This is a genomic window from Capnocytophaga sp. oral taxon 380 str. F0488 (assembly GCF_000318255.2).
In the GTDB taxonomy this organism is placed as follows: domain Bacteria; phylum Bacteroidota; class Bacteroidia; order Flavobacteriales; family Flavobacteriaceae; genus Capnocytophaga; species Capnocytophaga ochracea.
Map to the genome: position 1 here is coordinate 36316 of NZ_KB291174.1, position 13772 is coordinate 50087.

Sequence of the window (13772 nt, forward strand, 5' to 3'; positions counted from 1 at the left end):
TATGAAATTTTTTATCGATACAGCGAATTTATCGCAAATTCAAGAAGCCCAAGATTTGGGCGTGTTAGACGGCGTAACCACTAATCCGTCGTTAATGGCAAAAGAAGGTATCACCGGCAAAGAGGCGATCCTCAAACATTACACTGATATCTGTACTATCGTAGAAGGCGATGTTTCTGCCGAAGTAATCGCCACCGATTTTGAAGGCATTGTGCGCGAAGGCGAAGAACTCGCTGCCCTTCACCCTCAAATCGTAGTAAAAGTACCGATGATAAAAGACGGTATCAAAGCCATTAAATATTTCACCGATAAGGGTATCCGTACCAACTGTACGCTGGTATTCTCGGCAGGTCAGGCGCTTTTGGCAGCCAAAGCAGGGGCTACTTACGTGTCGCCTTTCATCGGTAGACTCGACGATATCTCAACCGACGGACTTTCTCTCATCGAGGACATACGTCTCATTTACGACAATTACAATTTCGAGACTCAAATCCTTGCTGCTTCTGTCCGTCATACAATGCACATCCTCGAATGTGCCAAAATAGGTGCCGATGTGATTACCGCACCGCTCAACGCCATCTTAGGGCTTCTCAAACACCCCCTTACCGACAGCGGTTTAGCTCAATTCTTAGCCGATGCAAAGAAATTAGGATAATTTAGTTATCGCACTAACATCTAATAATAAATGAACTGGATAACTGTAAAAGAATACGAAGATATTACGTATAAAAAATGTGATGGCGTAGCGCGTATCGCTTTCAATCGCCCCGAAGTACGCAACGCTTTTCGCCCTAAAACTACTTCCGAACTTCTCGACGCGTTTAAAGATGCTTATGAAGATATCAACATAGGTGCCGTATTGCTCTCTGCCGAAGGTCCCTCCCCAAAAGATGGAGTGTGGAGTTTTTGTAGTGGTGGCGACCAAAAAGCACGTGGTCATCAGGGGTATGTAGGCGACGATGGTTACCACCGCCTCAACATTCTCGAAGTGCAACGCCTCATTCGCTTTATGCCCAAAGTGGTGATTGCAGTAGTCCCCGGTTGGGCTGTTGGGGGCGGACACTCATTGCACGTAGTGTGTGATCTTACCCTCGCCAGCAAAGAACACGCTATTTTCAAACAAACCGATGCCGATGTAACGAGTTTTGATGCTGGTTATGGGTCAGCTTATCTCGCCAAAATGGTGGGGCAGAAGAAAGCCCGCGAAATCTTCTTCTTAGGGCGCAACTATTCTGCTCAAGAGGCTTTCGAGATGGGAATGGTAAACGCCGTAGTCCCTCACAGTGAGTTAGAAGCTACCGCTTTTGAGTGGGCGCAAGAGATAATGGCTAAATCGCCTACCTCTATCAAAATGCTGAAATTCGCGATGAACCTCACCGATGATGGTATGGTAGGGCAACAAGTATTCGCTGGTGAAGCCACCCGTTTAGCGTATATGACCGATGAAGCCAAAGAAGGACGCGATGCCTTCCTCGAAAAACGCAAACCTAACTTCGAAAAGAAATGGATTCCTTAACAATTTGCTAATTCAATATTATGACTGAAAAATTTACCTTAAAAGAAGATGCTCAAGGCAATAAAAATCCTATATTGCCAGAGGGAGTAAAAAACTACCTCATCGACATTGATGGTACGGTAGGCGAGGATATCCCCAATGAAGAACCCGAGCGTATGGCTACTGCCGAGGTATTTCCCGATGCCTTAGCACAAGTAAACAAATGGTATGACGAAGGTCACGTGATTTACTTTTTCACCTCACGTACCGAAGCCCACCGTAAGGTTACTGAACAATGGCTCAAAAAGCACGGCTTTAAATATCACGGCATCATCTTTGGCAAACCCCGCGGAGGCAACTATCATTGGATAGACAATCACATCGTAAAAGCTACCCGCTATAAGGGCAAATTCACCGATTTTGTTCTCAAAGAAGAAACCGTAGAAGTGTTTAACGATTAGTGCGAGCCACACAGGCAATTTTCCTTTCGCTGGTGCGAGCTTGTAGCTCGTGCCAAATTAACAAATTACCAAATTACAGCCCGTGCGACTCGCACCAAATTAGATTATTATGATTCCAACAATGGCAGAACTCTCAGCTCGTGGCGAAACCCCCGAAGTACTCTTCTGGGTAGGCTGTGCTGGTAGTTTTGACGACCGCGCCAAGCGTATTATCAAAGCCTTTGCTCACCTCTTGCAAAAAGCAGGGGTGCGCTTTGCCGTACTCGGCACCGAAGAGAGCTGTACCGGCGACCCTGCCAAGCGTGCAGGCAACGAATTTCTCTTCCAAATGCAGGCAATGATGAATATCAAAGTGCTGAACAGCTACCATATTACTAAGATAGTAACCGCTTGTCCACATTGTTTCAACACTCTTAAAAACGAATATCCTGCCTTAGGCGGACACTATGAAGTCCTCCATCATACCGAATTGCTCAAAGCTTTAGTGCAGGAAGGCCGACTTACCATTGAGGACGGTGTTTTTAAAGGGAAACGCATCGTCTTTCACGACCCTTGTTATTTGGGCAGAGCTAACAAGGTGTACAATGCCCCGCGTGAACTCTTACAAAAACTCGATGCTGATTTGGTAGAGATGAAGAGTTGCAAGGCACGTGCTCTTTGTTGTGGAGCAGGAGGCGCTCAGATGTTCAAAGAAGCTGAAAAAGGCGATAAGGATATCAATGTTTTGCGCACTGAACAAGCCCTTGAAGTGCATCCCAATATCATCGCTACCGCTTGTCCGTTTTGTAACACTATGATGACCGATGGTATAAAGACAAAAAACAAAGAAACACAAGTAAAAGTATACGACATCGCAGAATTGCTTGACAATAGTGAAAAATGAAGTTCCTTCTGCTCTATGAAATCCTCTACGTCCTACTGATAATCGTTATTTGTTTGCGCATCGTGTGGGACACCCGTTCAGTAAGTAAAGCCTTAGCGTACTTGCTCTTGGTTATCTTTGTGCCTATATTGGGAGCTATCTTTTACTTCTCATTTGGTATCAACTATCGCAAGCATAAAATATACCACAAAAAGCTCACTATCGACCAATCCTTTCGTCAGCGATTAGAACAAATCTATCCGCAGATACGTGCCCATCTAAACTCGCTTGATACTGCCTTCATCGCCCCTTATGAAAAGAGTTTACGCTTCCTCTCGAACATAGAAGAGCGCTTGTCTATTATCCCTAACGAAGAGGTGAAGGTGATATGCAATGGCGAAAATCTCTTCCCTGAACTACTCGACGCCCTACGCGCAGCAAAGCATCATATTCATATAGAGTATTACATCTACGAGAATGACCACATAGGCAATGCTATTAAAAATATCCTTATTGAGAAAGTGCGGGCAGGGGTAGAAGTGCGTTTTATTTATGATGATTTCGGAAGTCAGGGCATTCGCAAGAATATAGTAAAAGAACTCTTAGCCAATGGCGTGCCTGCTTTTCCTTTTTACAAAATCAACTTTGTAAAACTCGCTAACCGTATGAACTACCGCAACCACCGCAAGATAGTGGTAGTGGACGGCTATACCGCTTTCGTAGGAGGCATCAACATCAGTGATAAGTACAACAACGAAGAGCCTAATGCTCTCTATTGGCGAGATACTCACCTAAAAGTACGAGGTTACTCAGCTCACGTATTGCAAGCGGTATTCTTACAAGATTGGAATTTTTGCAGTGAGGAAAACGTAGCTATCGATGCGCCTTACTTCCCCATAGTCACACAGCCCTACCCTACCGATTATTTTACACAAATCGTCTCTAGCGGTGCAGATTCTGACCTATCTAACATTCTCTTCGCTACCGTACAACTCATCTACGCTGCCAAGCGCGAAATCCTGATTACCACTCCTTATTTTATTCCCGACACTTCGCTACAAGAAGCTCTCATCATTGCGGCACTTAGCGGGGTAGAAGTGAAATTACTTGTACCAAAAGAAGGGGATTCGGTGTTTGTACATACGGCTAGCGAGTCGTTTTTTGAAGAACTACTAAAAGCAGGGGTAGAAATCTACCGATACGAAAAGGGCTTTGTACACGCCAAGACCTTTGTGATAGACGGCGAAGTAGCGTCAGTAGGGACAGCTAACCTCGATGCGCGGAGTTTCGACCTTAATTTTGAAGTGAATGCCTTAGTGTACAACAAAGAAGTTGCAAGTGATTTGCGCAGGATTTTCTACAAGGATTTGGAAGACGCAAGTTTGTTAAGGTTAGAAGCGTGGGAAAAGCGGAGTAAGTTCAAACAACTCATAGAACGTATCGTGCGGTTATTTTCTCCCTTCTTGTAAAACAAAAAAGGCTTCCTTATAGGAAGCCTTTTGTTGGTCTACTAGGACTCGAACCTAGAATAACAGAACCAAAATCTGCTGTGTTACCATTACACCATAGACCAATCACATTTCATTTTTGCGGTGCAAAGGTACTGCTATTTTTCTAATCTGCAAATTTTTTAATAGTTTTTTTACGAAAAATCTATTAGAAACAAATAAAACACTTTATAATTAAGCAGTTAATTAGAGTTCTTTCCTAATAGTATTCTATTTTTTAACGAGTAAAAGCACTAATTCCTTCCCGTTCTTCTTTCGTATTCCTTCATCTGAACTACACTCACTAAAAAGCCTCATTGCTGTGCAATGAGGCTTTTTTTATAATATTTATCATTATTACCTATTAAAATAAAGTGTTAATATCAGAATTACTAATGAAGTAAAGAATCCTATAAGCCATTGTATAAAGATACGATTCATCTTAGCAAAACCGTCTTTCATTTCATTTTGTAAATCTGCTCTTAATGCTACAATCTCAGTACGCAATTCGGCGATATCTTGTTTGTATTCAGAGCGTAGCTCTGCAATATCTTGTTTGAGTTCTGAGCGTAACTCTGCAATATCTTGTTTAAGTTCTGAGCGTAACTCTGCAATATCTTGCTTGAGTTCTGAGCGCAACTCTGCTACCTCAGTATGTAACTCTGCAACATCTTGCTTGAGTTCTGAATGCAATTCGGCTATATCCATTCTTATTTCTGCTATTTCTTTATGAAATTCTGTTTTAGTTACTAAGTTATCAATATTTGCCTTTACGCGTTCATCAGTAAATTTAGAAAGATAACTGGCTAACGCTGCAGCTCCTTCCTTACCTATTTTTTCACTTACGGTATCGTATAATTGTATGAGTTCAGTTGTCATAATTCTGTGTGTATTATTTTCGGGCAAAGATAATAATTTTTATCTACATAGCAAATACTAATTATCAATTCGCCACGTTTCTTCTACTTCCCAGTTGGCGCGGAGCTCTATAAGTTGTGGGAAATACCAGACTCGCTCGGGCTGGCGTTGTTCAAGGAAACTACCTGTGTCCCACTCTCGGTTAGCATTCTTGTCTTCTATCAGCCGTAAGCGGAACTTACTGGGGTTTACGTTCTCGAACACATATTGCTCTTGTGGTTTTTCAACATAAAGCTCTCGCACTACCTCGGTAGCTTTTTCGTTGGTGAGTTGCAAAATAACAGGGTATTGCAAGGTCTTCTCATCGGTGTTGAGGTGTAGCTTAAAAATGGCTACTTCTTCGAGTTTTTTGGTATGTAGGTTTACTTTTAGCGTATCGTTCGTATGTCCAAAAAAGTCGATGAGCGCATTAGGGAGTGCTTCTATGCGGTAGGTCTCGTCGTTCTTTTTATCGAATAGTACATAGTATTCTAAGCGATTAGGTGCTAATTGCGTTTTAAACGGAACAGCTACTGCCGTAGAATCTTTGCCTGCAAACACTTTTAGCTTAGTGCTATCAGTCTTTACTATGGGGATATTACTCCTAAAACCAAAGTCTTTGTACATCGGCAAATCACCTGAAAAAAGGTTCTCTATCTGCAAACTGTCGTTTTTCATTTCCTTTATACGGACTTTAAATGTATCAATTTTTTTCTGTTTTGCTACTGTAAATACCAAAGAATCTTTCTGTTTAGGGCTATACCATAGGTTGAGCGTATCTTTCTTGGGGTCTTTGGAGACGATATACTTAAAATCTTTACTCACCGGTGATATGGGCTTGATGTTCACACTATCGGTTTTACCTTCGAAGCCAAACTGTATGTGGTTGCCCGCCACTTGCGTAGGGCGGTGTGCTTTATAAGGAGGCACTTCTTTAAACAAGCGCAATTTGGGGTAGAAACCCTGTGGATTCCCCTTTAAATAGGCAACGGTGATAGGTTCTTCCATAAAGGCAATTTTGTCGTCTTTGGGATTGAACAGATAGTTGGCACTCTTCTCTTTCAGCGCAATGAGCTTGTATTTGCCTTCTTTAAGGTATTCGAGCACAAAGCTATCGAGACTATCGAGCGTATTGGTGACGTAAGTAGGTTGCGTTTTGTACACGAGCGAATCGTTATACTGCTCGTTATAGGGGTAGAGCATCACCGTTACAAAGTTATCGGGTTTAGGGGCAATGGCATCGGCAATATCACCTTCATACCAAAGCGAGTCGAGCGCATCGCCAGTGGAAAACACGTATTTAAAATCGGGCAAAGGATTGCCTTCGTTGTAATCCTGAATACTATTACCGAAGTTCAGCACGTAGGTAGTATTGGGTTTTAGGGTATCGATAATGTTTATTTCCAACCATTTCGAAGCTGAAGTAGGCGAAATAGTAGGGAAGGTTTTCATCGGGGGGGAGATGATAAGCTGTTTGCGCACGTCTTTGGTAACCACAAACTCATCGAACTGCAAACGTATTTTCTTGCCGTGGAACTTCATTGCTCCCGACCTTGGCACCGACTGCAAAAGCACAGGTGCAGTAGTATCTTTGGGACCTCCTGTAGGCGAACCACGACGGGCGCATTGCCACAGCAGTAAGGCGATGAATATAGTGAGCAATATGGGGAATCTATGTTTCATATAATAAGTTACAACGTAATTTTCGGCAAAAGTAGTAAATAATTAGTGAATTGGCAAATTCAGGAAATAGAGCATTGGCAAATCTATCCATTAATAAAAATGTTAATACTTGTTAAATGCTTGCATTTTCTTCAGATTTAAGAGCTGAGTATCTTAAAACTTTTTAAAAACTATAAATATATAATAGTCAATATATTGTCTTTATTTTTATATTTTACTTTTTAGCTACTTTAACCGAAGGTAAGACGAACCTAAGGCGAATCTAAACCGAAGCTAAGGCGAAGGAAAGGCGTTAGAAAACTGAATATCAGATGGGTAAAAAAGGCTGAAATTTTTTGAACAAAATGCAGGTAAAAGTGGTTTTTTAACAAAAAAACCGCAAAGTATTTCATCTGCAAATTGTCTATTCTGTTAATTAGAAATTATTCTTACCTTGTTCCTCACAAGCTTTTCATTATTCAAACATTCAGTTTTACCTTTTAACTATGACGCTTTTGCCTTTAAAAAAACACTTTATTAAATATGTTTTTGATGAAACTGAACAAATAGCCAATCTCTGCTTATTAACGAGAAAAACCTCAAAAAGAAAGTGAGACTTGTAAGTAAAATTAGGGAGAAAATTATTTGTCGTTAGAAAAGTTCCACTAAAACCTGATAATTAAACCCTAACCTCTTTTCTTCAACATTCCTTTTAAGAAGCTGAACAACAAATAGAAGAATAACATTGGTACAATCAGTTCGCCGAATGAGACTAAACTAATAGTAGCATTCTTGTCCCATAAACTTTTGAGGAAATGATATAAGTTCTGTGGAAAGTTTAATATAGAATGTGGGTTTTTAAAGAGTACGTAATACACAAACAGTACAATAAAACTATAGCTTATTAAACCGTAGACTAATAAGAGAAAATCTATTTTCGTCCACTGTACTTTTTTACCTTTGATCATTCTGAAAACATCACCTATTTTGCGGAAAGAGTGTTGCAAAAGGTTAGGTTTGTTAGTAATATCTGAGAGTATCCAATAGCCATCGCTTCTGAGAAATGGATTGAGATTAAAAAAAGTGTGTAGGCAAACAATAATAGCAATGAGAGTTAGGCTCATTTGCCCTAATAGAACGCCTATAACCGACAAGATAGTGCAAAAGATGATTTCAAAATACATTCCTGCACAATTTACCACTACCCGTTGCCATTTCTTGAGTCGCCATACATCAGTAACATCGGCAAAATAAACGGGAGTAAATAGGTAGAAACCACCGCCAATTCCTCCGTGTTCTGCCCCAAAATGGCTTGCTGCAGTAGCGTGCCCCAATTCGTGAAAGGTAACGCTTATAGCCATTACTACCAAAAAGAAAATAACACTTTCCTGCACTTTAAAACTCTTATAGCCGTCTAAAAGTAAATAAAGTTCTGTTCCTATCATCACTGCGCATAATATCAAAAGAGGAAAAGCTATTTTCTTATGAAAAAGAAAATGTAGTGAAGGGGTGATTTTAGCAATAAAACGCTTGCTAAAAATGATAAAACTCAGCTTGAGATAGGAAGGCTTTTGATAAGGTTTTATTTGTTCTTCTTCGCCTACTAAGAGTCCATACTTCGAGAGTTTGTCGTAAAGAAGAAAGTGCAGAGCATTTACTGTAAGTTCCTTTTCAGATTGCTGGTTGTGTAGTTCACATATCTCTTGGAGAGAGCGCTCATTGTCTATGAGTGAAAGGAGGTTATAAGTATCTTTATTGATTTTCAAATAATGCTTATGCAGGGTATTACAGAGAATAAACTCTTTATCATTGAGCTTATTGAAAGTAACAGAGGGATTAATATGTGGAATTTTGTTTTGCATTAGAAGCAAAGGGCTTTAAGGGCGTAAGCAGTAGTGAGCGTCTCGCTTTTATAAGGTTCGTACGCTTTAGGTTTGATAAAGTTCATAGCTTCCCACCCTCCTGAGGTATTTTGAGTAGCAAGCAATTGTTCTTGTAGGATTATAGCAGTTTCATCAGTGTTGAGCCCCACTGTTTTTAAAGTGAGTAAAGCTAACGCTGTAGAAAGGGGTTCAGTAGGTATATGGGTTTTGATATAATTGACAGCACGCTGTATCTGGTTTGTATATTGCTCACCAAAGCATTGCAACAAGCGCACACAAACGTAGGTACCGTAATAATTACCGTAATACCAACGACTCTCCCAATAACCTTCTTCTTTTTGTTGAGAGAATAAATAACTAATTCCTTTTTGGATAACAGACAAATAGGCTTTTGGGTCATAAAGATAGAGCGCATACAAGAAGTTAGCTACTACCTCCACATCGGGACCTGTCCCCCATTTGTTTTCGTTGAAATACTGTTGCTTTTGCTGTAGAGGTGTTAGGTTGTGCTTGGGGAGTATCCACGTTTCAATGCCCCCATTAGTACAACTTCTACTATTGATAGCCGTATCAATAGCTTTTTGACACTGCTTAGCAATCTCATCTTTTTTGCCAATATGAATAAAGAACTGCATTATTTGCGCCAAATCGTCAATATCAGGAGCTATTTCTTGTACGGTGGGGAAGTATTGCCAAGCGCCTACTTCGGGATTGATACGCTCCATAAAGTAGTGGTATTCCTCCTCAAAGAAAGATGTAATGGGCAACTGGTATGTTTGAGCAATAGTGTACAAGCAATCGTCTAATAGTGCACGCTGAAAAGTATCGGAAGTATGTACCTGACAAGTGTTCTCAAAGCCTTCGGCATTACCTAAGTACATAGTATGTTTCAGTTCAGCGTAATGCTGACGGAAATCTTGCTCTATAAAATCTAAGCCTTTGTGTATGCTCTCTTCTTTTACTACTGAAAAATTGAAAAAAGGGGCAGTGTTTCGTTCTTTTTTAAGAGCAAGAGTAGTTTTTAGCACAGCCAAATAACCTTCGGTAGTTTCCAAATAGCTTTGGATAGTGCTAATCATCTGCTCAATAGTTTGCAACCACCCGCTGGGAATATTCAGCTCAGTTACTACAGCTTTTGCCTTTTCAAACTGCACAATAGCTTCTTTTAGCAAGTCTTGCCCCACGCCTTTTACAAACAAATATTTGTGAAGGGTGTTAGGCTCGTGTTGTGCTTCTGCAAAATCTACTTTTTGTTGTAACTGATAGACCGCCCAATTGAATTGCCCACGGCATACATCACGTGCAAAATCCTTTACATCGTCATAGAGTTGAAACCCTACTGAAAAATAGCGATGTGACAATAATAATTTTTCGTACACAGCCTTGTTTTGAGTGTTGCTTTGTACCCAAAGGCTATCTATAGCTATCTTGCCAAAAGCCGACTTATTATCTGCTAAGCTACTGTATTGTTCAAACGATACTTTAGGGGTAGTAAGTAGGCGTTTTTCGGTTTGTATAGCCTTAAAGTACTCCTCTTTACGCTGTTGCCAAAGCCCCCAAAAAGGCGATTTATAACCGTAAATACTCGTGAGAATTTTAATTGTTTCCTCTTGCAAGGCAAGCATTTCCACCAATGCTTTTGTATCGCCCTCATCTACTAAGGCGTCTAAACAAAGTACTGCATTGTAATAGGTATAACCCGCTTTGCAGAGCAAGCGCAAGGTTTCAGCACTTACACTAGGAAAATAAGCGTGAAACAACGCAGGGTAATGCTTATAAAACTCTGGAGACTTCTCGGTAGTGGGCATAAGGCTAAAAATTAGATATCACGCGGTGTTCTTTTGTGTTGTGGGTTTTATTGATAAAGTTGCGCATTTCATTGGTAAGAGGCAATTGGTTTTGAGCCTCCCAAAACTCCTTGTTATAAGGCACCTCTAATTTAAACAGTTCTTTTTTACCATTTACATTGGCTTTAAAAGTACTAAGATCTGAAAAAGGGTGAGTAACAATGAGCTCGAAACTTACATCATATACTATTCTTTCACCTTGTGTGTAGAGTTCTACCTTTTGAGTCATTACTCCATTAGAAATAAAATACTTATTATTCTTAGAATCTTTTTCGCATTTCTCTCTCAGATAGTAATCAATAGCTCTATACTTTCCTGCTAACTTTTTAGTAAAAGGTATTTTGTCAATCACTTTAGGATTGATTTTATAAAGACGTTCTTTGATAGCATAATCATCAGTACTGATGATAAAATGACCTATTCCTTTTTTGTAATCCTCTTCATTTTTAGAGGTATGACTTACCTGATGATGTGTTTCATCTATGACTTTAAGGTATGAAAAACGGTACTCCTTTGGATCTAAGAAGAAGTAATTACTATACCAATCAAAAAGACCATCTAAGGAAAGAAGTTCAAAATCATCTGCCCGTAATCCTTTCTTTTCTATACCGAACTTCCTCATATTGAGGATCTGAAAAGCATATTCTTTTTTCACACCAAACAATTTATCTCGTTTGATACGTCCGCTAAGGTCTTCAATTTTTACAAATTCTCCATTGCGTTTGAGGATACAACGCAAGAAGAAATCTTCAACAAAAGGTTCCATAGGATAATTAATGCTAGCGTGATTATAGGCTTCTTGTATAATGTTTTTGTTGGAAAGGGTTAATTCGTCTAACTGAAAAGGTTTTGGGGTAAGGTACAAGGTGTCTTTTGTACGACTCAGCGCTTTGAAAGTAGTTCTGAGGGTTTCATAGCCTAACATTTTGATAGTAATACTATCATTAGCAGAATAGAATACAAAAAGCCCGTCGTCATTAGTGATAGTATAGTTGCTCGCATTATGGATAGTAGCAGACCGTAAAGGAACTTTGGTATCTTTATCTACAAGATATTTAGAGATATTGTTTTGTGAAAAAGATAATGTTATAATAAAAACACATATAAAAAAAGTGAATATATTTTTTTTCATAAGCCTTATTTTGCTAGAAAAGACTACTCATAAAAGAGTAGTCTTTTATTTAGAAATTTAATGAATCTCTAAATCGGCGGTTATATCCACTCCTTCAGGTGTTACCTGATGTTGTGGATAAGTTAAGGGACCATAATTCTCTAAAGGAACATCTTCTCCTGTTTGAAGATTCCATCCTCTATCAGCTCCTTGAACCCCTCCTTTCCAAGTGGTGCCAAACCACCCCATTTCATAGCGTTTTTCAAGTTCTTCAACTTCAAACGCATTTACTAAGGCTTTTTCGTCAAGTTCGCAAACTTGCTCTTTGTTGAATTTTGTTTCCATAGCTATTTGTATTTTTAAAATGGAAAATCAAACCTTCTTTGGGTAAGGCATCGGTTACTTCCTTTTTCTGGCACAAAGATATATATAAAAAAAATACGTGTCAATAAGCAAGTGTAATTTTAACAAAACTTTAACTATACTAACATTATAAATCAATACGTTACAATCTTTGTACTACAATTCCTCCTTTAAACTGTTAATTTTTTTTGAGGTGATTGAGGTATTGAGAAATGCTTTTTGCTTATTGAAGCTTTAGTATTCTAACAGTTAAAAATTAGAAATTACACGGTATTCTTTTTGGGTATTGGACAAGGTTATTGGTTTATAAATTCTTGTTCTTCCTTGGTAAGTAAAAACTTGGCTTCACCTTGTTTGTGAGGGGTAATGTATTCGTGAAAAGATTTTTGAATGTCTATTCTATCTTCTTTTTTAATATGTTTGTTCTGTACTCCTGTACGCAAAAAACTATGCTCTAAAAAGAGTTTATCTCTTTTCCCTTTATATTCAACAGCTCCTATGAGTCTTACATAATAAGAACTAAACAATAACTTGCCTTTATAGTCAGTTAAAGTAAGTTCCAAACGACAGTTATCTGTAATAGACTTATAAGGCTTATTCGTTTTCTCAGAAACTTTATCCTTTATACCTTGATGTATGTCGTTAAAAATGACTTTTCTCACAGCATTAGTAGTATTGTCAAACACCAATACCGATTTTTCAAGTTTTAGAATTAGTTTTTTATTGATTACAATATCAGCATTAAATGTTACTTTAGTAACATCTTTACTTTTCTCTACTTTTTTAATTTCAATATTTTCACCAAACTGATTTATAAATGACAAATAGGTGTTCACAAAAAGATACATAAACATTGGGGTTCTTTCTAAGTGAGCAGAACGAGCCGCGACTTCATCTTCACTTAACATTTTAGAGTAGTCAACATTCTTAAGTCGGATTTGTAATAGTTTTTCTAAAGGTTGATTGAAAGAAGCATAACGATAACTCTTGCTCCACCAATCTAACTGCACTTGGTAGAGCCTTGTTAAGGTATCATTTCTTATCATCTTTTCTCGATAGGTACACTCCAATATCTTAGCCTTAGTATCATACAGTTTGAAGTAATTATCTAAAACATACTTCATCTTTTTCTTCAAATCAAAATTATACAGTACTACTTCGTCAAGTTGTATTTCCTGAGGATTGAGATAGACAGTTGCTTTGGCAAAGGTTTTATCTGTAAAAATCTTTTTAGTTGCATAGCCTATATGGCTTAGGGTAAGGGTGTCGTTCTCCACCGCAATACGCAATTTGCCTTCCTCATTGGTAATAGTGCCGTTGAGGGAGCGTGCGTAATAGGCTTCAACGTTGGGGATAGGCTGCTTTGTAGAGGCATCAAGCAGGGTGAGTTCGGCTACTTGGGCAGGTAAGGTAGTAGCTGTGAATAATAGGATAAGGAATAGTGTTTTCATTTTATTATATTTTTGCGCCAAAGATAGTAATAATTAGTAAATAACGTACCTTTGCACGGCGAGCTTTTGCTAAATATCCCTATACCCTAAAAACTATGGTCTATGTTTTATTGAACTTGTCCAATGCAAATCCCTTTCCCTTTACTACCGAAAAACAAATGGTATAAAGTTACGAACTCACCAAGCAGAAAAATTTTCCCGAGTTTCTCAAAACTCAAAGTCATAAACTGTCTACCGTGCTACGGTTGCCTGT

12 protein-coding genes and 1 tRNA gene are annotated in these 13772 nt (G+C 38.9%); 5 read left to right on the plus strand and 8 right to left on the minus strand.

The genetic code is table 11. The features are described from left to right. Window position 1 precedes the first annotated feature (1 nt). The 5 genes from fsa to cls all read left to right on the plus strand — a co-directional run bounded on the left by fsa (window position 2) and on the right by cls (window position 4287). On the plus strand, window positions 2–655 hold the full coding sequence (gene fsa, locus HMPREF9078_RS01405) for a fructose-6-phosphate aldolase (RefSeq protein WP_009418930.1): 654 nt from the start codon (window positions 2–4) through the stop codon (window positions 653–655). A gap of 30 nt (window positions 656–685) precedes the next feature. Next, a complete protein-coding gene (locus HMPREF9078_RS01410) occupies window positions 686–1516 on the plus strand; it encodes a 1,4-dihydroxy-2-naphthoyl-CoA synthase (RefSeq protein ID WP_009418931.1) in 831 nt (276 codons plus the stop codon). A 20-nt stretch (window positions 1517–1536) separates the two neighbouring features. After that, window positions 1537–1956 carry a phosphoheptose isomerase gene (locus HMPREF9078_RS01415; protein WP_009417275.1) on the plus strand — a complete coding sequence of 140 codons (420 nt, stop codon included), beginning with the start codon at window positions 1537–1539 and terminating at the stop codon, window positions 1954–1956. Between the two features lie 109 nt (window positions 1957–2065). Then, window positions 2066–2839: a (Fe-S)-binding protein gene (locus tag HMPREF9078_RS01420; protein ID WP_009418932.1), complete on the plus strand. Its 774-nt coding sequence runs from the start codon at window positions 2066–2068 to the stop codon at window positions 2837–2839. Continuing rightward, the gene (cls, locus tag HMPREF9078_RS01425) at window positions 2836–4287 is read left to right on the plus strand and encodes a cardiolipin synthase (RefSeq protein WP_009418933.1); all 1452 of its coding nucleotides are present in this window, start codon (window positions 2836–2838) and stop codon (window positions 4285–4287) included. The genes HMPREF9078_RS01420 and cls overlap by 4 nt, the downstream gene beginning before the upstream one ends. Before the next feature lie 33 nt (window positions 4288–4320). Here cls and HMPREF9078_RS01430 read toward each other — a convergent pair. The 8 genes from HMPREF9078_RS01430 to HMPREF9078_RS01465 all read right to left on the minus strand — a co-directional run bounded on the left by HMPREF9078_RS01430 (window position 4321) and on the right by HMPREF9078_RS01465 (window position 13519). Continuing rightward, window positions 4321–4391, minus strand: a tRNA-Gln gene (locus HMPREF9078_RS01430). Window positions 4392–4662: 271 nt separating this feature from the next. Then, entirely contained in the window at window positions 4663–5184 is a 522-nt protein-coding gene (locus HMPREF9078_RS01435) for a coiled-coil domain-containing protein (protein WP_009418934.1), read from the minus strand. 57 nt (window positions 5185–5241) lie between these two features. Beyond that, window positions 5242–6885: an Ig-like domain-containing protein gene (locus tag HMPREF9078_RS01440; RefSeq protein WP_009418935.1), complete on the minus strand. Its 1644-nt coding sequence runs from the start codon at window positions 6883–6885 to the stop codon at window positions 5242–5244. A 665-nt stretch (window positions 6886–7550) separates the two neighbouring features. Continuing rightward, window positions 7551–8726: a M50 family metallopeptidase gene (locus HMPREF9078_RS01445; RefSeq protein ID WP_009418938.1), complete on the minus strand. Its 1176-nt coding sequence runs from the start codon at window positions 8724–8726 to the stop codon at window positions 7551–7553. Continuing rightward, window positions 8726–10555 carry a prenyltransferase/squalene oxidase repeat-containing protein gene (locus tag HMPREF9078_RS01450; RefSeq protein ID WP_009418939.1) on the minus strand — a complete coding sequence of 610 codons (1830 nt, stop codon included), beginning with the start codon at window positions 10553–10555 and terminating at the stop codon, window positions 8726–8728. The genes HMPREF9078_RS01445 and HMPREF9078_RS01450 overlap by 1 nt, the downstream gene beginning before the upstream one ends. 4 nt (window positions 10556–10559) lie before the next feature. Further along, window positions 10560–11726, minus strand: coding sequence for a hypothetical protein (locus HMPREF9078_RS01455; RefSeq protein WP_009418940.1), 1167 nt, complete (start codon window positions 11724–11726; stop codon window positions 10560–10562). A gap of 57 nt (window positions 11727–11783) precedes the next feature. Further along, a complete protein-coding gene (locus HMPREF9078_RS01460; protein WP_009418941.1) occupies window positions 11784–12050 on the minus strand; it encodes a hypothetical protein in 267 nt (88 codons plus the stop codon). Between the two features lie 314 nt (window positions 12051–12364). Next, complete coding sequence (locus tag HMPREF9078_RS01465) at window positions 12365–13519, minus strand: carboxypeptidase-like regulatory domain-containing protein (RefSeq protein WP_009418942.1); 1155 nt, start codon at window positions 13517–13519, stop codon at window positions 12365–12367. Between the last annotated feature and the right edge of the window lie 253 nt (window positions 13520–13772).